This window comes from Arthrobacter sp. 10N44_2 (assembly GCF_056394385.1).
Genome location: NZ_JBFTHT010000015.1, coordinates 18,024 through 37,201 on the forward strand (window position 1 = coordinate 18,024; position 19,178 = coordinate 37,201).

Here is a 19,178-nt window from a genome sequence, read left to right on the forward strand (position 1 = left end):
AGCGGAATGGCTCAGTTCAGTGCTGCTCACTATGCGTTCACTTCCTCGTCGGGGACGACCTGGGTGCCGATGCCGGCGGTCGTAAAGGTTTCCAGGAGCATCGAGTGCGGCAGGCGGCCGTCCACGATGTGGGCGCGCTCGACGCCGTCGTCAATGGCTTTCAGGCACGCCGCCATCTTCGGGATCATGCCGGACTCAAGGCGCGGCAGCATCTCGCGCAGCTCCGACGCCGTCAGCGACGAAATGAGCGATGACCTGTCCGGCCAGTTGGCGTAGAGGCCTTCGACATCGGTCAGGATGACCAGCTTGGAGGCACCCAGGGCCGACGCCACCGCGGCCGCCGCCGTGTCCGCGTTCACATTAAGTACCTGACCGGTGGTGGATCCGTCGTCGTGGATTTCCGGGGCGACGGTGGAGATCACTGGAATCCGGCCGGCCGCGAGGATGTCCACAATCCCTTCCGGGTTCACCCCGACCACCTCGCCCACCAGGCCCAGGTCCACCTCTTCGCCGTCCACCACGGTGCCGGTGCGGACGGCGCGGAGCAGGCCGCCGTCTTCGCCGGACATCCCGACGGCGTACGGGCCGTGGGAGTTGATTAGGCCCACGAGTTCGCGTCCCACCTGGCCGGTGAGGACCATCCGGACCACGTCCATGGCCTCGGGCGTGGTGACACGCAGCCCGCCCTTGAATTCGGATTCGATCCCGAGCCGGCTGAGCATGGCGTTGATCTGCGGGCCGCCGCCATGCACCACCACGGGGTGGATGCCGACGTGGTGCAGGAACACGACGTCCTCGGCGAAGGCGCGGCGGAGCTCGTCGTTGACCATGGCATTGCCGCCGTACTTGATCACCATGGTGCTGCCGGCAAAGCGCTGGATCCAGGGCAGCGCCTCGATCAGCGTAGCGGCTTTGTCCCGGGCGTCGGACTGGGAGGTGGTCTCGCGTGTCTGGGTGTTCATGCTGTTCGTCCTCTGTTCATCCCTACTGTTCATCCCTACTGTTCATCCGTCTGTTCATCCCTCCGGGGAGGTCAGCTGGAGTAGGCGCTGTTTTCGTGGACGTAGTCGTGGGTGAGGTCGTTGGTGAGGATCGTGGCCTCGGCTGCACCGGCCTGCAGGTCGATTTCGACCAGGACCTCGCGCGGTTCGAGGTCCACGAGGTTCCGGTCATCGCCGATGCTGCCGTTGCGGCAGATCTGCACACCGTTCATGGACACGTTCAGCTGGTCCGGTTCGAAGGCCGCGTCGGTGGTGCCGACGGCGGACAGCACGCGGCCCCAGTTGGGGTCCTTGCCGAAGATCGCGGTCTTGAACAGGTTGGAGCGGGCGACGGCGCGGCTGACGATTTCGGCGTCCCGCTCGCTCGCGGCGTTGAACGTCCGGATCGCGATGTCGTGGCTGGCGCCCTCGGCGTCGCCGATCAGTTTCCGGGCCAGCTCGGCGCAGACCTGGGTCAGGCCGGCGCCGAAGTCGGCGGCGGACGGCGCGGCACCGGAGGCGCCGGAGGCGAGCAGCACCACGGTGTCGTTGGTGGACATGCAGCCGTCCGAGTCCGCCCGGTCGAAGGTGAGCCGCGTGGCGTTGCGGAGTTCGGCGTCGAGCACGTCCGGCGGGACGTCGGCGTCCGTGGTGAGGACCACCAGCATGGTGGCCAGGCCCGGGGCCAGCATGCCGGCGCCCTTGGCCATGCCGCCGATGGTGAACTGCGTGCCGTCCGCGGCCGTGCCGGTGAAGACGGACTGCTTGGACACCGAATCCGTGGTCATGATCGCGGTGGCCGCTGCGGGGCCGCCGTCCGCGGCCAGGGCTGCGGTGGCGGAACCGATCCCGGCCAGGATTTTCTCCATGGGGAGCTGCTCGCCAATCAGTCCGGTGGAGCAGACCACGACGTCGGTGGCGGAGACGCCGAGGGCTTCGGCGGTCTTCTCCGCGGTGGTGTGCGTGTTCTGGAACCCCTGGGGCCCGGTGCAGGCGTTGGCCCCGCCGGAGTTGAGGATCACGGCATCCACGCGGCCGTCCTTGACCACTTCGCGGGACCAGTGCACGGGGGCCGCGGCGACGCGGTTGGACGTGAAGACCGCCGCGGCGGCCTTGGACGGGCCGTCGTTGACCACGAGGGCCACATCCGGCTTGCCGGAAGCCTTGAGCCCGGCCGTCACGCCGGCGGCGCGGAATCCCTGCGGTGCGGTGATGCTCACGGTGCGACTCCCGGGAGGTTGAGGCCGGCGGTTTCCGCCAGGCCGAGGGCTAGGTTCATGGACTGCACGGCCCCGCCGGCGGTCCCCTTGGTGAGGTTGTCGATGGCGCAGCACACGATCACGCGGCCGGTGTGCTCATCGAAGGCGAGCTGCATGACCGTGTGGTTAGATCCCTGGACCGATTTCGTGGAGGGCCACTGCCCCTCGGGGAGCAGGTGCACGAACGGTTCGTCGTCGTAGGCTTCGGCCCAGGCGGCACGCAGGTCTGCGGCAGTGACTCTGCGGCCTGGCTGCTGCCGCACCCTGGCGGTCGCCGTGGTGAGGATGCCGCGGCTCATCGGCGCCAGCGTGGGCGTGAAGGAGACGGTGACCGGGGCCCCCAGCGCTTTCGAGAGTCCCTGTTCGATCTCGGGGGTGTGCCGGTGTCCCCCGCCGACCCCGTAGGGGCTCATGGAGCCCATGACTTCGGCGCCGATCAGGTTGACCTTGGCGGCTTTGCCGGCCCCTGAGGTGCCGGAGGCGGAGACGATCACGACGTCGTCGCCCTCCAGCAGCTGGTTGCTGAAGCCGGGAGTGAGGGCCAGCAGGGCCGAGGTCGGGTAGCAGCCGGGGACGGCGATCCGGGTGGCGCCGCGGAGGGCATCGCGCTGGCCGGGCAGTTCCGGGAGGCCGTAGGGCCAGGTTCCGGCGTGGGCCGACCCGTAGAACTTCTCCCAGGCCGCCGGGTCCTCGAGGCGGTGGTCCGCGCCGGCGTCGATGACCAGGGTCCCGGCGGGCAGCTGCGCCGCGATCTCCGCGGATGCCCCGTGCGGAAGCGCCAGGAAAACGACGTCGTGCCCGGCCAGGTTATCCACGGTGGTGTCTTCGAGAATCCGGTCCGCGAGGCCATGGAGATGCGGCTGCAATTCCCCTAGTCTGGAACCGGCGTTGCTGTGGGCCGTGATGGCGCCGATGGTGACGTCGGGATGACCGGCGAGGAGCCGCAGGACCTCGCCGCCGGCATAGCCGCTAGCCCCGGAAACGGCAACAGAAATAGTCATAAGCACGACTATACAGCAAGAGTATGCATAGATGCCGATATTTATGCATCAAAGGGCGCGTGTCCAAAGCTCCCGAAGGGCGCCGCGGAAACCCGGGGCGTATGCTTGGTAAAGGGTGATCCAGACCGTGCAGCTGCGAATGTCAGCTGCAGCGTTGCCCGTAACCGTGACGAGGCAAGCGCCCTATGACCGCCACTTCCACCCTTCCCGCCGAAACGCCTGCGCGGCCGCCATCGCGGGTCCGGCAGCCCAACGCCGTGGTCCTGAGCTATTCGGAACTCCTCAAGAGCGTGAAGACGGCCGGCCTCCTCGAACGGCGCGTCGGGTTCTACATCACGGTGTTCGCCAGCCTGGTGCTCCTGATGGCCGCCACCTGGTTCGGGTTCGCGCTGATCGGTGACAGCTGGTTCCAGCTCCTGATCGCCGCCGCCCTGGGCATCATCTGCACGCAGTTGAGTTTCCTGGCCCACGAGGCCGGGCACCGGCAGATCTTCGCGTCCCGCCGCGCCAACGACTGGGCAGCACGCCTGCTCGCCACCTCCGTGGCCGGGATCAGCTACTCCTGGTGGGAGCAGAAGCACGGCGCGCACCACAACCACCCGAACGTCATCTCCAAGGACCCGGACATCGCGCCCGGCCCCATCGCCTTCCACCCCGAAGCCGTAGCCGACCGCCAGGGACGCCTCGCGTTCCTGACCCGCAAGCAGGGCTGGTTCTTCTTCCCGCTCCTGTTCCTGGTGGGCCTGGGACTGCAGATCGATTCCGTGAAATTCATCGTCCGCCGGGCCAAGGTCACGCACCGCTGGGTCGAAATCCCGATCCTCGCGGTCCGGCTCAGCCTCCTGCCGGTCCTCGCGTTCACCTTCCTGCCGCTGGGCATGGCGTTCGCCTTCATCGGCGTCCAACTGGCCGTGTTCGGCTTCTACATGGGCGCGTCCTTCGCGCCGAACCACAAGGGCATGCCGGTGCTGCCGGCGGACAGCCGGGTGGACTTCTTCAGCCGCCAGGTCCTGACGTCCCGGAACATCTCGGGCGGCCGCTTCATGGACATCCTGCTCGGCGGCCTCAACCGCCAAGCCGAACACCACCTCTTCCCGGACATGGCCCGCCCGCAGCTGCACCAGGCCGCCAAGATCGTCCGCGAGTACTGCGCCAAGCACCAGGTCCCGTACACGGAAACCACGCTGATGCAGTCGTACGCCATCATTGTCCGCTACCTCAACGACGTCGGACTCGCCGCCGGCCGCCACTTCGAATGCCCGATGGCAACGGTAACCCGCCGCTACTAAAGGACGGACCGCCGGCGGCCGCGCAGGACCTGCCGCCTCCTGGCAACGTCCGCCCAAACATCACGTGACGGCTGGTTACGGAAGGCCCCTTCATGGTTACCCCCGGTGTCCCTAGGATGGACCCAGGGACCGGGACAGAATTCCCCGCCCGGAAAAGGAGCCACATGATGCACGCAATCGTCGCCCGCCAGGCCGGCGGCCCCGAGGTCCTCGAACTCGACAAGACAGCCCGGCCCGTTCCCGGGCCCGGCCAGCTGCTGGTCAAGGTCGCGGCCGCGGGCGTGAACTTCATTGACACCTACAAGCGCAGCGGCGTCTACAAGGTCAGCTACCCCTTCACGCCCGGCTCCGAGGCCGCGGGCACCGTGGAGGAGGTCGGCGACGCCGTCACCGGGTTTGCTCCCGGTGACCGGGTGGCCACGGCCGAGGGCGCTGACTGCTACGCCGGCTACGCACTCGTCGATGAGGACAAGGCCCTCCCGGTTCCCGACGGCCTGGATGATTTCACCGCCGCGGCGCTGCCGCTGCAGGGCGTGACGGCCCACTACCTGATCAACTCCACCTTCAAGGTCGAGTCCGGCCACACCGTGCTGCTCCACGCCGGCGCCGGCGGTGTGGGGCTCCTGATGATCCAGTTGCTCAAGGCCAGGGGCGCCAACGTCATCACCACCGTTTCGACTGACGCGAAAGAGCAGCTGGCCCGCGAAGCCGGCGCCGACCACGTGCTGCGCTACGACGGTTTGGCCGACCGGGTCCGGGATCTGACCAACGGCACCGGCGCGGATGTGGTGTACGACGGCGTCGGAAAAGACACTTTCGACGCCTCCCTGGCGTCCCTGCGCATCCGGGGCATGCTGGTCCTCTTCGGCGCAGCGTCCGGCCCGGTCCCGCCGTTCGACCCGCAGCGGCTCAACGCCGGCGGCTCGCTGTACCTCACGCGGCCCACCATGGGCCACTACCTGCGCGACGCCCGGGAACGCCGCTGGCGCTCCGACGAAGTCTTTGCCGCCGCTGCCGACGGCAGCCTCAAGGTCAGGATCGGCGCACGCTATCCTCTCGGCGAGGCAGCCCTTGCCCACGAGGACCTTGAACAGCGCCGCACCACCGGCAAAGTCATCCTCGTCCCCTAAGCTGCACGGTCCCCCAAGCCGTACGGCAACACCATCCGTTCATCTCCTGCAGGGACAATGCGCCAGTGACCGAGCAACGACTGACCCCCAGTGAAGCCCCCGACGCCGGTGCGGTGCAGAGTCTTCCTGCTCCCCGTCCCACCGTCCACGAGCCCCAGCTGCCGGGCGCCCTCTCCGCCCCGCCGGAGCGCACGCTGATAGACATCGTCCGGGATACTGCCGCCCGGTACCCGGACGCTTCGGCGCTCGACGACGGCCACCGTTCGCTCAGTTACGCCCAGCTCATGGACGAGGTCCGGGCCACCGCCCGGAAACTGCACCTCGCCGGGCTGGGTGCCGGCGACAAGATGGGCGTCCGGATCCCGTCGGGCACCAACGAACTCTACGTCTCGATCCTGGCGGTGCTGCTGGTCGGTGCGGCCTATGTCCCCGTAGACGCCGACGATCCCGACGAACGGGCCAAACTGGTCTTCGGGGAGGCGAGGGTGGCGGGCATCCTCCGCGCCGGCGGGAAGATCGTCACGGACAGCAACCGCCCCCGCCCGTTCCCCGACGCGAGGCCGCCCGGTCCCGACGACGACGCGTGGGTCATTTTCACCTCCGGCTCCACCGGCACCCCCAAGGGCGTCGCGGTCCAGCACCGCTCGGCCGCCGCGTTCGTGGACGCCGAGGCCCGCATCTTCCTGCAGGCCGATCCGGTGGGCCCGCAGGACCGGGTGCTGGCCGGCCTGTCCGTTGCCTTCGATGCCTCCTGCGAGGAAATGTGGCTCGCGTGGCGCCACGGCGCCTGCCTGGTTCCGGCACCCCGGGCACTGGTGCGGACCGGCATGGACCTCGGCCCCTGGCTCATCAGCCACGGCATCACCGTGGTCTCCACCGTCCCCACACTGGCCGCTCTCTGGCCCGTGGAGTCGCTGGAAAGTGTCCGGCTGCTGATCTTCGGCGGGGAGGCGTGCCCGCCCGACCTTGCCGAACGGCTCGCCGTCGAAGGACGCGAAGTATGGAACACCTACGGGCCCACCGAGGCCACCGTGGTCGCGTGCGCCGCGCAGCTCGGCGCGCCCGGCCCCGTCCGGATCGGCCTGCCGCTGGACGGCTGGGACCTCGCCGTCGTCGACGCCGATTCGCTGCCCGTCGCCGAAGGCGCGGTGGGCGAACTGATCATCGGCGGCGTGGGGCTGGCCCGGTACCTTGACCCGGTCAAGGACGCGGAAAAGTATGCCCCCATGCCGTCCCTGGGCTGGCCGCGCGCCTACCGCTCCGGCGACCTCGTCAGGTACGAAGCAGAAGGCCTCATTTTCCAGGGCCGCGCCGATGAGCAGGTCAAGCTCGGCGGCCGCCGGATCGAGCTCGGCGAAATCGACGCCGCCCTGCAGTCCCTGCCGGATATCGCCGGCGCCGCCGCCGCCGTGCAGACCACCGCGGCCGGCAACCAGATCCTGGTCGGCTACCTTGCCGCCGTCGCCGGCCGGGACATCGACCTCGCAGCCGCCCGCGAACTGCTGGGCGAACGCCTGCCCGCGCCCCTCATTCCGTTGCTGACGCTCGTCGATTCGCTGCCGACCAAGACCAGCGGCAAAGTGGACCGCCACGCCCTGCCCTGGCCGCTCAGCGGAACCGGAGCGGCAGAGGCCGAAGGTGCCCCGCTGAACCTGCCGGAGGACGCGCAGTGGATCGTGGAGCAGTGGAGCGCCGTGCTGGGAAGCCCGGTCACCAGCCTCGATGCCGACTTCTTCGCCTACGGCGGCGGCTCGCTGGCCGCCGCGCAGCTCGTGTCCGCCCTCCGCGTCCGCTATCCCACCATCACGGTGGCCGATATCTACGCGACGCCCCGGGTGGGCGCCCTGGTGGACGAGGCCCGTCAGTCGCTGCCTGAGGGTGGTGCCGTCGCTGCCCAGGAGCGCACCGTCCGGCCCACCGCGCGGAAGTCGCAGGCCTTCCAGACGCTCCTGGGCGTTCCCTTGCACATCCTGGTCGGCATGCGCTGGCTGACCTACCTGATGGCAGCCAACAACCTGCTGGCCGCCGTCGCCGGATTCAGCGCCGCGCCAACGATCTCATGGTGGTGGGTGGGAGCTTCCTGGCTGGTCTTCGTCAGTCCCGCCGGGCGGATGCTGCTCTCCGTCGCCGCCGCCCGCATCCTGCTGCGCAACGTGGTGCCTGGCACCTATCCCCGGTCCGGGCGGGTGCACCTCCGGCTCTGGCTCGCGGAACAGATCCAGGACCTGGCCGGCGCCATAAGCCTCGCCAGCGCGCCCTGGGTGCCCTACTACGCGAAAGCGCTCGGGGCGAAGATCGGCGAGAACGTCCAGCTGCACTCGCTGCCGCCCGTCACCGGGATGCTGACCCTCGGCACAGGGTCCAATATCGAGCCCGAAGTCGATCTGTCCGGCTGGTGGATCGACGGCGACCGTGTCCACATCGGCGCCATCCGGATTGGCCCCGGCGCAAGCGTGGGGGCCCGCAGCACGCTGATGCCGGGAGCCACGGTGGGTGCCGGGGCGCAGGTGGAGCCGGGTTCCGCTGTGATCGGCAAGGTCAAGGCGGGACAGCTCGTGGCCGGGTCGCCGGCCGAGCGCCGTGGCAAGGCCCGGCACTCGTGGCCGGACTCCCCGGACGAGCACCGGCTGATGGGCCGGTTGTGGTTCGCCGGTTTCGCCGCCGCCTCCGCCATGCTGGCGCTCATCCCCTACGTCTCCGCCGCCGTCGCGGCCTTGGTGATCTTCGCGTTCATCCAGGGCAGCTCCTCACTGCCCGCGGCCCTGCCCGGCATAGCGCTCTCGATCCCGCTGGCGGCGCTGGCATGGTTCCTGACCAACCTGCTGCTGATCCTGGCCACGACGAGGCTCCTCAGCGTCGGCCTCGCTGAAGGCTACTACCGGGTCCGGAGCCGGATCGGGTGGCAGGTCTGGGCGACCGAGCGGGTACTGGATCTGGCCCGGGATCTGCTGTTCCCGATCTACGCCAGCCTCTTTACGCCGGTCTGGCTGCGGCTTCTCGGGGCGAAGGTCGGCCGCAACGTGGAGGCCTCGACAGTGCTGCTGATCCCGCGCATGACCACCGTGGGCGAGGGCGCGTTCCTGGCCGACGACACGATGGTGGCGTCCTACGAACTCGACGGCGGCTGGATGCACATAGCACCGGCCAAGATCGGCAAGCGGTCTTTCCTGGGCAACTCGGGCATGACGGCGGCCGGGCGCAGCGTGCCCAAGAACTCCCTCGTGGCGGTGTTGTCCGCGACGCCGGCCAAGGCGAAGTCCGGCACATCGTGGCTCGGCAGCCCGCCGGTGCGGCTGCGGCGCACCGCCATCGCCTCGGACGACACGCGGACCTACCAGCCGCCCCGGAGGCTGAAGGTCGCGCGGGCCCTGTGGGAGCTGTGCCGGTTCGTCCCGGTCATGCTGACGGTCGTCATCGCCGTCGGTGTCATGCTCGCGTTCGACGCGATGGCGGCCCTGTTCAACTACGGAGTCGCCGCTCTCCTGAGCGGAGTGGTGATCCTGCTCGCCGGGGCCACGGCCGCGGGCAGTGCCGTCGTGGCCAAGTGGCTGCTGGTGGGCCGCATCCGCCCCGGCGAGCACCCGCTGTGGAGTTCCTTCATTTGGCGCAACGAGGTAGTGGACACGTTCATTGAGATGGTCAGCGCCCCGTGGTTCGCGCGCGCCGCCACGGGGACACCGGCTCTGGTGTGGTGGCTGCGGGCACTCGGCGCGAAAATCGGTGCCGGGACCTGGTGCGAAAGCTACTGGCTGCCGGAGGCGGACCTCGTCACCCTTGGCAGGAATTCGACCGTCAACCGCGGGTGCGTGGTCCAGACCCATCTGTTCCATGACCGTGTCATGAGCATCGACACTGTTACGCTCGATGACGGAGCCACCATGGGCCCGCACGGCGTCATCCTGCCGCAGGCCAGGATCGGCAGCGGCGGCACGGTGGGGCCGGCATCCCTCGTCATGCGGGGCGAAACCGTCCCTGCCGGGACGTACTGGATGGGCAATCCGGTCAGCCCCTGGGACGGGCCGGCACCGCCCGCAGGGCCCCGTTAGGCCCGGCGCCTGCGCACGTCAACCAGCACCACAACCGAAGGTCCGTCCATTGAGCACCAGCGCACCAAGCAGCAGCGGCGCCGCCGCCCGCGGGGACATCAGCGGGGAAATCAGCCGCGAAATCAGCCGGGCCACGAGCCCGGAAGCCGGCGCCCCGGACCCCTATATGCCCGGCCACGGGACCAATGCCTACCGCGTCACCCGGTATGAACTCGATCTGGACTACCGGGTCAGCAGCAACCGCCTTGCCGGGCACGCCGTCCTGCACGCCATCACGCAGCTCCCGACGTCGGCGATCGTCCTGGACCTGGCCGGCTTGCGGGCCACGAAGATCCAGCTCAACGGGCGCAGGGTACGCCGGTTCACGCAGCGGGCCGAGCAGCTCGTTGTCTACCCCGACAACCCGCTGCTCGCCACCGAGGCCTTCACGCTGGACATCCGCTATGAGGGCTACCCCGCGCCGCGCCGCGGTGTGTGGGGCGAAGTTGGCTGGGAAGAGCTCTCCGATGGGGTGCTGGTCGCCGGGCAGCCCAACGGGGCAGCCTCCTGGTTTCCGTGCAATGACCACCCGCGGGACAAAGCGACTTACCTCATCACCGTGACCACCGACGCGAACTACCGGGCCGTGTGCAACGGGGTGCTGCTCTCCCGCACCAGCAGGGCCAGCCGCGAGACCTGGGTCTTTGAGCAGGCCGAACCCATGGCCACCTACCTGGCCACGGTCCAGATCGGCCGCTACCAGCTCCTGACGCTCAATGCCGACCGGCCCTCAGGGCACGTTCCGCAGTATGTGGCCGTGCCGGCGTCGCTGCAGGCGGGCGCCCGGGCCGCCCTGGCCCGCCAGCCCGACATGATGCGGACCTTCACTAATTGCTTTGGGCCGTACCCGTTCCCGGAGTACACGGTGGTGGTCACCGACGACGTCCTGGAAATCCCGCTGGAAGCGCAGACACTGTCCATCCTGGGGCCCAACCATCTGCGGCAGGACTGGGAATCACAGCGGATGATCGCCCACGAACTCGCCCACCAGTGGTTCGGGAACTCCCTGACCACTGCGACCTGGAAGGACATCTGGCTGCACGAGGGCTTTGCCTGCTACGCGGAATGGATCTGGTCTGAAGAGGCCGGCATCATGTCGGCGGCGGCCCGCGCGCGCGCCGCCTGGCGCAAGCTCGCCGCTGCCCCGCAGGACCTGATGGTGGGCGACCCCGGCCCCGAACTGATGTTTGACGACCGGGTCTACAAACGCGGCGCCCTGGCCCTGCACGCCCTGCGGGTACGCTGCGGCGACCTGGCGTTCTTCGCCCTGCTGCACGACTGGACGGACCGCTTCCGGCACGGCACCGTGACCACCGCCGACTTCATCGTCGCGGCCGCTCACACGACGGGCCTGGACGCAGAGGCCCTGTTGCACCCCTGGCTGTTCGCCGACGCCCTGCCGCCGCTCCCGCAGGCAACGCCGCCCAAGATCTGATCAGGGGCCGGAGCCCTGACTAGGGAAGGACCGCCAGGGCGACGGCTGCCACGAGGTCAGCGGGCAGGCCCGTCTCTGCCGGCGGCAGGTCCCGGAGCCCTGCGCGGCCGTTCACTGTCGGCGCCAGCACGTCCAGGGTGTCCGGGGCCGTCTGCAGCCCGGTGCCCAGCATTTTGAGCCAGGCCTCCTTGCGCGCCCACAGGCGCGCCCTGCCCTGCAGCAGCGCGATGCCGGCCAGCCCGGCGAGGTGCCGTTGTTCCGCCGGCGTCAACACGACGTCGTCGAACCCGTCGAAGTCCGCCCGGGCCGGATCCTCGACGTCGATGCCCAGGTGCTCGCCCGGGTCCGGGTCCACGACCCCGGCCAGAAGCGTCCAGCCGGCCGCACGGGACAGGCTCAGCAGCAGCGGCGCCGCCTGGCCCCGGAGCAGGTAGCCCGGCCGGCCGTGTGAGATGTCCGCGCCGGTGCCGCACCGTGGGCAGCTGTACCAGGCGGTGAGGTCCGACGCCGGAACGCCGAGCAGGCCGGCGGCGAACCGGCGCTGCGCGAGCCGCCCGTGCAGGAAGTCCTCCCGGGTCCGCGGGGTCATGGCCCTGGCCCGGACGAGTTCGGCCCCGTCCAGCAGGGAGCGGGAGTCGCGTTCCAGCTCCGGTTCCGGGTAAAGGGCTGGTGCCGCGTCCACGGTCGCCCCCAGGTCCCTGGGAACCCCGGGGTCGCCGGGAACGCGAAAGGGCGGGCAGGCACGCACAACAAGGTGTGATGCCATGACCCGCCCCTTTCAGAAACGTCTGCGCTGTGACCAGCGCAGTCCTCAGCGCTGCACCGCTCCGAATCGTTCGTGGGCGGCGGCCACGGCACCTTCACGGGCCTCCGAGGCCTCGTCCGCCGTCAGGGTGCGGTCGTCGGCGCGGAAGCGCAGGCTGAACGCCAGCGACTTCTTGCCTTCCTCGATGCCCTTGCCCGCGTAGACGTCGAACAACGCGACGTCCTCGAGCAGTTCGCCGGCGCCTTCACGCAGCGCAGCCAGCACCTCCCCGGCCGGGACGTCCTGCGCCACCACCAAGGCCACGTCCTGCGTGGCCACCGGGTACGTCGAGATGTGCCGGGCCACGATCACGTCGGCGGCTGCCTCGAAGAGGGCGTCGGCGTTCAGTTCCAGTGCCACGGACCGGGCCGGCATGTCGTGCGCCGCCAGCAGCTTCGGGTGCAGCTCGCCGGCGTAGCCCACCACTTCGCCGGTGCGCAGTTCAAGCTGCGCCGCCCGGCCCGGGTGGAAGGCCTGATGCCGGCCCTGCGTGACCAGGAGCTCGACGCCGAGCACGTCGCCGGCGATCCGGGCGATGTCCACCGCGTCCGCCCAGTCCCAGGCCCGCGGGGCGTGGCCCGGGGCAGCGGGAGAGTCGTGCCCCGTGAGCACGGCGGCGAGGTGCAGCGGCTGGTCCGGGACGCCGTCGTACAGGGCATCGAGCACGTCGTCGCCGGGCTTGACGCCGAGCGGCGGAATCGCGGAGGTGCCAAGCTTCTCGCCCGGCAGGAACACGAGCCCGGCCTCGAAAAGGGCGAGGTCGCGGAAGCCGCGGGAGTGGTTGCGCTTGGCAACCTCGATCAGGCCCGGCAGGACGGAGGTCCGCAGGAAGCCGTGCTCCTCGCTGATCGGGTTGGCCAGCTTGAGGGCCTTGCGCTCCGCACCTTCGGCGGGGACGCCAAAGGTGTCATTGGCGGCCTTCGAGACGAACGGATACGCCAGCACCTCGGTGAGTCCGGCGTCGGCGAGGGCCTGGATCAGGCGGCGGCGCTGCTGCTGGACGCGGGTCAGGCCACGGCCCGGGGGCGCCACAGGCAGGGTCGCCGGGATCTTGTCGTAGCCGACCAGCCGGGCGATTTCCTCGGTGAGGTCGTCCTTGGTCTCGAGGTCCTGGCGCCAGCTCGGGGCGGTCACCGTGTAGCCGTTGCCGGTCTTGGCAACGACGGCGCCGAGGTCCTCGAGCGAGGTCAGGATCTGTTCCTCGGTGAAGTCGATCCCGATCCGGGCTGCCGCGTACTCTGCCGGCAGTTCGATGGTGACGGCGTCCGGCGCGGTCCCGACGTCGGTCCCGGCCTCGTCGGCCGTTCCGCCGGCGAGTTCGACCAGCAGGTCCACCACACGCTGGGCGGCCACGTCGGCCACCTGCCAGTCCACGCCGCGTTCGAAGCGCTTGGACGCCTCGGAGGGCAGCTTGTGCCTGCGGCGGGCACGGGCGATCGAAACCTCGTCGAAGTGCGCGGCCTCAACCAGGACGTTCGTGGTGGTGTCCGAGACTTCGGTGTGGGCACCGCCCATGACACCGGCGATTCCGATGGGCCCGGATTCGTCCGTGATCAGCAGATCCTCGACGTCGAGCGTGCGCTCCTTGTCGTCCAGGGTGGTGATCTTCTCCCCCGCCGTGGCCCGCCGGACCACGATGTCGCCGGCCAGCTTGTCCAGGTCATAGCAGTGGTTCGGCTGCCCGAGCTCGAGCATGACGTAGTTGGAGATGTCCACCGGCAGGGAGATGGACCGGATGCCGGCGAGCCGGAGACGGGAGGTCATCCACGGCGGGGTGGGCCGGGTGGCATCGACACCGCGCACGGTGCGGGCCACGAAACGGTCGCAGCCGGGCTTGCCGTAGATGGGGGCGTCGTCGTTGAGCTTGACGCCGTAGCCGCCGGAGAGCGACTGCGGAACCTGGACCTTGGAGACCGGGTCCGTGAACACGGTGCCGGTGGCGTGCGCGTATTCACGGGCCGCACCGCGGATGGAGAAGCAGTAGCTGCGGTCAGGGGTGACGTTGATTTCGGCGGCCTGGTCGTAGAGGCCGAGCAGTTCCATCGCGTCGGTGCCCAGTTCCGGGTCGAGGCCAATCCGGGACAGCACCAGGATGCCGTCGTGGTCCTCCCCGATGCCGAGTTCGCGGACGGAGGCGATCATGCCGGCAGAGAGGTGCCCGTAGGTCTTGCGCGCGGAGATCCGGAAGTCGCCCGGCAGCACGGCGCCCGGAAGGGTGACCACCACCTTGTCGCCTTCCACGAAGTTGTGGGCGCCGCAGATGATGCCCTGCACCCCGGAGGGATCGATGCCGGCGCCGGTCAGGGTCTGCTCACTGCCCTCGGGGACAACCCGGACCTGGCACCAGTTGATGGTCTTGCCGTTGGACTGGGGTTCCTTGACGATGCTGAGCACCTGGCCCACCACGATCGGACCCTGGACGGAGTCCGTGGGCCGGTGGACTGCTTCTTCTTCGAGCCCGACTTTGACGAGTTCGGCCATGACGTCTTCGGCCGTTGCTTCGGCCGGTACCTGCGCGAATTCGCGCAGCCAGGAAAGTGGGATACGCACTGTTAGATCTCCATCCCGAAGTGCTCGCTGAAACGTACGTCGCCTTCAATCATGTCGCGCATGTCGCCAACCTCGTTGCGGAACATGAGGGTGCGTTCGATGCCCATGCCGAAGGCAAAGCCTGAATAGATGTCCGGGTCGATCCCGGCCGCGCGCAGGACGTTGGCGTTGACCATGCCGCAGCCGCCCCACTCGATCCAGCTGGGGCCGCCCTTGGCGCCTGGGTGCCAGATGTCCAGCTCCGCAGAGGGCTCGGTGAACGGGAAGTAGTTGGGCCGCAGCCGGATCTGGGCTTCCGCGCCGAACATCTGGCGTGCGAAGTGCTCCAGGGTGCCGCGGAGGTCTGCCATGCTCAGGTTCTTGTCGATGGCCAGGCCCTCGAACTGGTGGAACACGGGGGTGTGCGTCGCGTCGAGCTCGTCCGTGCGGAACACCTTGCCCGGGCACAGCACATAGATGGGCAGCTCCCGTTCCAGCATGGAGCGGACCTGCACCGGCGAGGTGTGCGTGCGCATGAGCAGGTGGGCCTCGGGCGGCTCGACGAAGAACGTGTCCTGCATGTCGCGGGCGGGGTGGTCCGGCTTGAAGTTCAGGGCATCGAAGTTAAACCATTCGGACTCGACCTCGGGACCTTCGGCGATTTCCCAACCCATGCCGACAAAGATGTCCGCCACGCGGTCCTGCAGCGTGGACAGCGGGTGGCGTGCACCGGCCGTGCGCCGGCGCGGCGCTGCCGTGACATCCACGGTCTCTTCGACGAGGATCCGCGCATCGTTCTCGGCCTCGAGCGCGACCGTGCGGTCCGCGAGCGCCTTGTTGACCCGTCCCCTCGAGGCGCCCATGAGCTTGCCGGCGGCGGCCTTCTGGTCCTTGGGCAGCGCGCCGATCTCACGGTTGGCGAGGCTCAGGGCGGACTTCTCGCCCGTGTGGGCGAGGCGCACGGCCTTGAGTTCATCGAGGGTCGCGGCGGCGGCGATGGCGGCAACGGCCTGGTCTACGGCGGCGGTAATGGCGGCTTCATCCAGAGGATTCGGGACGGCTGCGTCCGGCAAAGTTTCAGTCATCTACTGTTCTTAGCTACGAGTCGGATCATGCCAACAGCGTGCGCCGGGCACAGGGCGCGGCGCAGGTTCTCGGCAAGGCTTGTGGTCACTGTCCCCAGTCTAGTAGACGGCCGTCGGCGGCACGGCACGGCCGCCCCGCACGTGACGCAGCGGTGCCGGCTGCGTCTGGGCACGCCCACGCCGGGATTCCAAGGGCACAGGCCATCCCGGCGGACCCTGACTGCCGGGCACACCCCCGGTTACCATGGCCTCATGACGCCCGGACAACGGCTTCGCCAGATCGCCAACCTGCTCAACGGCTCCACCCTGCTGGGCCTGCTGCTGGCAACCTTGGCGCGGACAACCGTCAGCTCCGGTCCGCGCGGATTGCTGATCGCGGGCCGCTACCGCTGGCGGTTGCCGTTTGCTGCGGCCTTCACCGTGGGCAACGTGATCCTCTTCCGCGCCGGACCGGAATCCGCCCGCGCCAATCCAGTGCTGCTGGGCCACGAAGAGCGCCACAGCACCCAATACGCCTGGTGCCTCGGGCTGCCCTTCCTTCCGCTGTACTTCATAGCCGCCGGCTGGTCCCTCTGGCGCACGGGCAACCCGGGCAGCGCCAACATCTTCGAGCGCCATGCCGGCCTGGAAGCGGGCGGCTACCCCCGGCCCGGCCTGCCCGGACCCATCCCACGCACGCACCGCAGAATGGGCACCGCCCCCGAACGTTACGAGGCCTGACATGACAGACAGCCCCCGAAGCATCTCCGTTGCAGGAACCGGCAGCGCCGAGGCGGTGCCGGACCTGCTGACCGTGTCGATCGGCGTTGAATGCCGCCGCGAGACCGTGGCAGAGGCCTACAGCGAGGCCGGAACGCGGTCGGCCGCCATCACGTCGGAGCTCCGGCAGCACGGCGTGGACAGCGCGGACTTGTCCACCTCCGGGCTGAACGTCCGGGCCGAGCTGAACTGGCAGGATGGCCGGGGCCAGACCGTGACCGGCTATCTGGCCTCCAGCACGCTCACCGTCAGGATCCGCGAGTTGTCCGCGTCCTCGCAGATCCTTGCCGCGGCGGTTGCTGCCGGCGGCGACGCCGTCCGGCTGAACGGGCTGACCCTCGGCTTCGCCGACCCCTCGGCCGTGGAAGCCCGGGCCCGGGAGGCCGCCTGGCAGGACGCCCGCACCACCGCCGAGCATTACGCCGCCCTCGCAGGAGCCGGGCTTGGCAGGGTCCTGTCCCTCACCCAGCACACCGGCTTCCAGGCGCCGATCCCCGTGGCGAAGATGCAGCGGGAAGCGGCGGTGGCCTCACTCACCGTCGAGGCCGGTGAGTCGGGCGTCACCGCCACCATCGGCGTCGTCTGGGAACTGCTGGAATGATTGTCCAGTAATTGTGGAAGCAGTTGTTTCGCGTCGCCGACGGCGGCCGCCACCGGCTCGGGCGGCGGATGACCGGTTTGGGCTAGTGGGTTGCGCCGGCAGGGAGCTTGAGATCCGCCGTCGTCGCCAGCGCAGTGCGCACGACGACGGCGAGCGCCGCCGCCATCTGGGCGGCCGGCAGCGAGGGGGCACTGCTTCCGGCCGGAAGCTGCGTGTCCTGGTAGGGGACGTGGACAAAGCCTCCCCTGGTGCCCGGACGTAGCCGCAGGGCGTGCATGAGCGTGTAGAAGACGTGGTTGCAGACATAGGTCCCGGCACTTTGGGACACTTCGGCCGGGATCTGCTCTGCGGTCAACGCCGCGAGCGCCGCCTTGACGGGCAGCGACGTGAAATAGGCTGCCGGTCCGCCCGGGACTACGGGTTCGTCCACGGGCTGATTGCCGGCATTGTCCGGAATCCGGGCGTCGTCACAATTGATGGCCACCCGTTCCAGCGAGATGCGCGCCCTCCCGCCGGCCTGGCCGGCGCACAGCACAAGCTCCGGCGTGAAACGCTCGAGGGCCTCCGCCAGCACCTGGGCCGACTCGCCGAAGACGCATGGCAATTCCACCGCCTGGACATCCAGCCCTTCGGATTGGAGCAGCCGTGCCGCCGAACGGGCCGCTGCCCACGACGGATTGGCCGTATCGCCGCCAAATGGCTCGAACCCGGTCAGGAGAATCATCGCCCCAGCCTAACAATCCGCCGCCCCACTGCCCGGCAAGGCGCCACCCCCGCGGCACCCTTAACCCGGCCCCGTCCACACTTGGCCGCCAGGGCAGGTGTCGCTCCGGCCTCACGCGTCTGTCCGCGTCGGCAGGGTGAGGATTTCGGCCCCGTCGTTGGTGATGGCGATCGTGTGCTCACTGTGTGCAGTCCGGACCGCCCCATGCTGCAACCGGCCGCCGCCTCGCCCGTCAGCATCCTTGACATTCAGTCGAACATATATTCGAATGTAGGCATGAGATGGGACGCACAAGCACTTGAGCGCGGCGATTCCCCGGCCGCCGCTTCGCCCACGGCTGCCCTGCTGCCCCTGGCCGGACTCGTGCGGACGGTTTCCACCCCGGAGTTTGCCGGGATCACCTTCCATGAGGTCACCGCCAAATCGGTGCTCAACAAGGTGGTCGCCGGTTCGCGGATGCCGTTCGACTGGACCGTCAACCCCTACCGCGGCTGCAGCCACGCCTGCGTCTACTGCTTCGCGCGCAAGAGCCACACCTATCTGGACTTCGACGCCGGACTGGACTTCGACAGCCAGGTGGTGGTCAAGATCAACGCCGCCGAGATCCTGCGCAAGGAGCTGGCCAAGCCCTCCTGGCGGCACGAGCACGTGGCCCTCGGCACCAACACGGACCCGTACCAGCGCGCCGAGGGCCGCTACCAGCTCATGCCCGGCATCATCGGTGCCCTCGCCGATTCCGGCACTCCCCTGTCCATCCTCACCAAGGGCACGCTCCTTGCCCGGGACATCCCGCTGCTGAAGCATGCCGCGGCCCAGGTGCCGGTGGGCGTGGGCATCTCGCTGGCCATGACCAACGAGCAGCTGTCGGAAGCCGTGGAACCGGGCACGCCTGGGCCACGGGCCCGGCTGAAGCTCATCTCCCGTCTGCGGGAAGCGGGCCTGCCCTGCGGCGTCATGGCCATGCCCATCCTGCCGTGGCTCTCCGACAGCGACGACGCCCTCGACTCCCTCTTCGGGGCCCTCGCGGCGGCCGGTGCCACAGGGGTCACGGCCGGTGCGCTGTACCTGAAGCCGGGCACCCGTGAATGGTTCATGCAGTGGATCGCCCGGGAACATCCGCACCTGGCGGGAAAGTACCGCCGGCTGTACGGCAGCGGGTCGTACGCATCCAAGGAATACCGCGCCTGGCTGGCAGGGCGGGTCCGGTATTTCAAGGACCTGCACGGCTTCTCCGGCTCGCAGGGCTTCAGCCACCGGGACCTGGACGGGGGCAGCGACCATGACAACGCCCGGGAGGAAGAAGCCCAGTACCCGGCCGGGAGCATCCCGGACACCGCGGGGCACGCAAACCCACGCCACTCCGGCGCTGCCCGCTCCGGCGCCAATTCTTCCGGCGCCATCCGTTCCGACGCGGCCCAGCCCACACTGTTTTGAAGCCAGCTCCACCTCAAGCACACAGAGCCATGTGCTCCCCTGCGCAGTCAGCCGGAGCGGAA

General features: G+C 69.3%; 14 protein-coding genes. 7 read left to right on the forward strand and 7 right to left on the reverse strand.

What is annotated here, in order from left to right:
- Nucleotides 1-29: 29 nt before the first annotated feature.
- The 3 genes from argB to argC form a co-directional block, all read right to left on the reverse strand.
- Complete coding sequence (gene argB / locus AC1DBX_RS15400) at nt 30-962, reverse strand: acetylglutamate kinase (RefSeq protein WP_223917243.1); 933 nt, start codon at nt 960-962, stop codon at nt 30-32.
- A 71-nt stretch (nt 963-1,033) separates the two neighbouring features.
- A complete protein-coding gene (argJ, locus tag AC1DBX_RS15405) occupies nt 1,034-2,200 on the reverse strand; it encodes a bifunctional glutamate N-acetyltransferase/amino-acid acetyltransferase ArgJ (protein ID WP_476849476.1) in 1,167 nt (388 codons plus the stop codon).
- Nucleotides 2,197-3,240 carry an N-acetyl-gamma-glutamyl-phosphate reductase gene (gene argC, locus AC1DBX_RS15410; RefSeq protein WP_476932165.1) on the reverse strand — a complete coding sequence of 348 codons (1,044 nt, stop codon included), beginning with the start codon at nt 3,238-3,240 and terminating at the stop codon, nt 2,197-2,199. Before argC ends, argJ begins: the two co-directional genes overlap by 4 nt.
- 185 nt (nt 3,241-3,425) lie before the next feature.
- On the opposite strand from argC, the gene AC1DBX_RS15415 reads away from it, so the two are divergent.
- The 4 genes from AC1DBX_RS15415 to AC1DBX_RS15430 all read left to right on the forward strand — a co-directional run bounded on the left by AC1DBX_RS15415 (nt 3,426) and on the right by AC1DBX_RS15430 (nt 11,179).
- Nucleotides 3,426-4,529: a fatty acid desaturase family protein gene (locus tag AC1DBX_RS15415; protein WP_028277262.1), complete on the forward strand. Its 1,104-nt coding sequence runs from the start codon at nt 3,426-3,428 to the stop codon at nt 4,527-4,529.
- Between the two features lie 164 nt (nt 4,530-4,693).
- Nucleotides 4,694-5,659, forward strand: coding sequence for a quinone oxidoreductase family protein (locus tag AC1DBX_RS15420; RefSeq protein WP_476932166.1), 966 nt, complete (start codon nt 4,694-4,696; stop codon nt 5,657-5,659).
- Nucleotides 5,660-5,772: 113 nt separating this feature from the next.
- Nucleotides 5,773-9,705 carry a Pls/PosA family non-ribosomal peptide synthetase gene (locus AC1DBX_RS15425; RefSeq protein WP_476932189.1) on the forward strand — a complete coding sequence of 1,311 codons (3,933 nt, stop codon included), beginning with the start codon at nt 5,773-5,775 and terminating at the stop codon, nt 9,703-9,705.
- Nucleotides 9,706-9,754: 49 nt separating this feature from the next.
- Nucleotides 9,755-11,179 (forward strand): M1 family metallopeptidase, encoded by a 1,425-nt coding sequence (locus AC1DBX_RS15430; RefSeq protein WP_476859021.1) that lies wholly within the window; start codon nt 9,755-9,757, stop codon nt 11,177-11,179.
- A gap of 19 nt (nt 11,180-11,198) precedes the next feature.
- Here the strand turns inward: AC1DBX_RS15430 and AC1DBX_RS15435 are convergent, their stop codons facing one another.
- The 3 genes from AC1DBX_RS15435 to pheS are packed head-to-tail and all read right to left on the reverse strand — an operon-like array spanning nt 11,199 to nt 15,598.
- Nucleotides 11,199-11,945 (reverse strand): 4'-phosphopantetheinyl transferase family protein, encoded by a 747-nt coding sequence (locus AC1DBX_RS15435; protein WP_476859022.1) that lies wholly within the window; start codon nt 11,943-11,945, stop codon nt 11,199-11,201.
- Between the two features lie 45 nt (nt 11,946-11,990).
- Nucleotides 11,991-14,534: a phenylalanine--tRNA ligase subunit beta gene (pheT, locus tag AC1DBX_RS15440; protein ID WP_476932167.1), complete on the reverse strand. Its 2,544-nt coding sequence runs from the start codon at nt 14,532-14,534 to the stop codon at nt 11,991-11,993.
- A 2-nt stretch (nt 14,535-14,536) separates the two neighbouring features.
- Nucleotides 14,537-15,598: a phenylalanine--tRNA ligase subunit alpha gene (pheS, locus tag AC1DBX_RS15445; protein ID WP_028277258.1), complete on the reverse strand. Its 1,062-nt coding sequence runs from the start codon at nt 15,596-15,598 to the stop codon at nt 14,537-14,539.
- Nucleotides 15,599-15,850: 252 nt separating this feature from the next.
- On the opposite strand from pheS, the gene AC1DBX_RS15450 reads away from it, so the two are divergent.
- Together AC1DBX_RS15450 and AC1DBX_RS15455 are read left to right on the forward strand one after the other, a co-directional pair.
- Nucleotides 15,851-16,318, forward strand: a complete 468-nt coding sequence (locus AC1DBX_RS15450) for a hypothetical protein (protein ID WP_476932168.1) — start codon at nt 15,851-15,853, stop codon at nt 16,316-16,318.
- Between the two features lies 1 nt (nt 16,319).
- Nucleotides 16,320-16,958 carry an SIMPL domain-containing protein gene (locus tag AC1DBX_RS15455; protein ID WP_476932169.1) on the forward strand — a complete coding sequence of 213 codons (639 nt, stop codon included), beginning with the start codon at nt 16,320-16,322 and terminating at the stop codon, nt 16,956-16,958.
- Nucleotides 16,959-17,040: 82 nt separating this feature from the next.
- Here the strand turns inward: AC1DBX_RS15455 and pcp are convergent, their stop codons facing one another.
- A complete protein-coding gene (gene pcp / locus AC1DBX_RS15460; RefSeq protein WP_476872813.1) occupies nt 17,041-17,682 on the reverse strand; it encodes a pyroglutamyl-peptidase I in 642 nt (213 codons plus the stop codon).
- Nucleotides 17,683-17,958: 276 nt separating this feature from the next.
- Between pcp and AC1DBX_RS15465 the strand changes: the two genes are divergently transcribed.
- The gene (locus tag AC1DBX_RS15465; protein ID WP_476932170.1) at nt 17,959-19,116 is read left to right on the forward strand and encodes an Rv2578c family radical SAM protein; all 1,158 of its coding nucleotides are present in this window, start codon (nt 17,959-17,961) and stop codon (nt 19,114-19,116) included.
- The last annotated feature ends 62 nt before the right edge of the window (nt 19,117-19,178 follow it).

Bases quoted from the DNA above. Each gene is read 5' to 3' on its own strand.
- argB (WP_223917243.1), bottom strand. From the start codon at position 962: ATGAACACCCAGACACGCGAGACCACCTCCCAGTCCGACGCCCGGGAC.
- argC (WP_476932165.1), bottom strand. From the start codon at position 3,240: ATGACTATTTCTGTTGCCGTTTCCGGGGCTAGCGGCTATGCCGGCGGC.
- AC1DBX_RS15415 (WP_028277262.1), top strand. From the start codon at position 3,426: ATGACCGCCACTTCCACCCTTCCCGCCGAAACGCCTGCGCGGCCGCCA.
- AC1DBX_RS15420 (WP_476932166.1), top strand. From the start codon at position 4,694: ATGATGCACGCAATCGTCGCCCGCCAGGCCGGCGGCCCCGAGGTCCTC.
- AC1DBX_RS15435 (WP_476859022.1), bottom strand. From the start codon at position 11,945: ATGGCATCACACCTTGTTGTGCGTGCCTGCCCGCCCTTTCGCGTTCCC.
- pheS (WP_028277258.1), bottom strand. From the start codon at position 15,598: ATGACTGAAACTTTGCCGGACGCAGCCGTCCCGAATCCTCTGGATGAA.
- AC1DBX_RS15450 (WP_476932168.1), top strand. From the start codon at position 15,851: ATGACGCCCGGACAACGGCTTCGCCAGATCGCCAACCTGCTCAACGGC.
- AC1DBX_RS15455 (WP_476932169.1), top strand. From the start codon at position 16,320: ATGACAGACAGCCCCCGAAGCATCTCCGTTGCAGGAACCGGCAGCGCC.
- pcp (WP_476872813.1), bottom strand. From the start codon at position 17,682: ATGATTCTCCTGACCGGGTTCGAGCCATTTGGCGGCGATACGGCCAAT.
- AC1DBX_RS15465 (WP_476932170.1), top strand. From the start codon at position 17,959: ATGAGATGGGACGCACAAGCACTTGAGCGCGGCGATTCCCCGGCCGCC.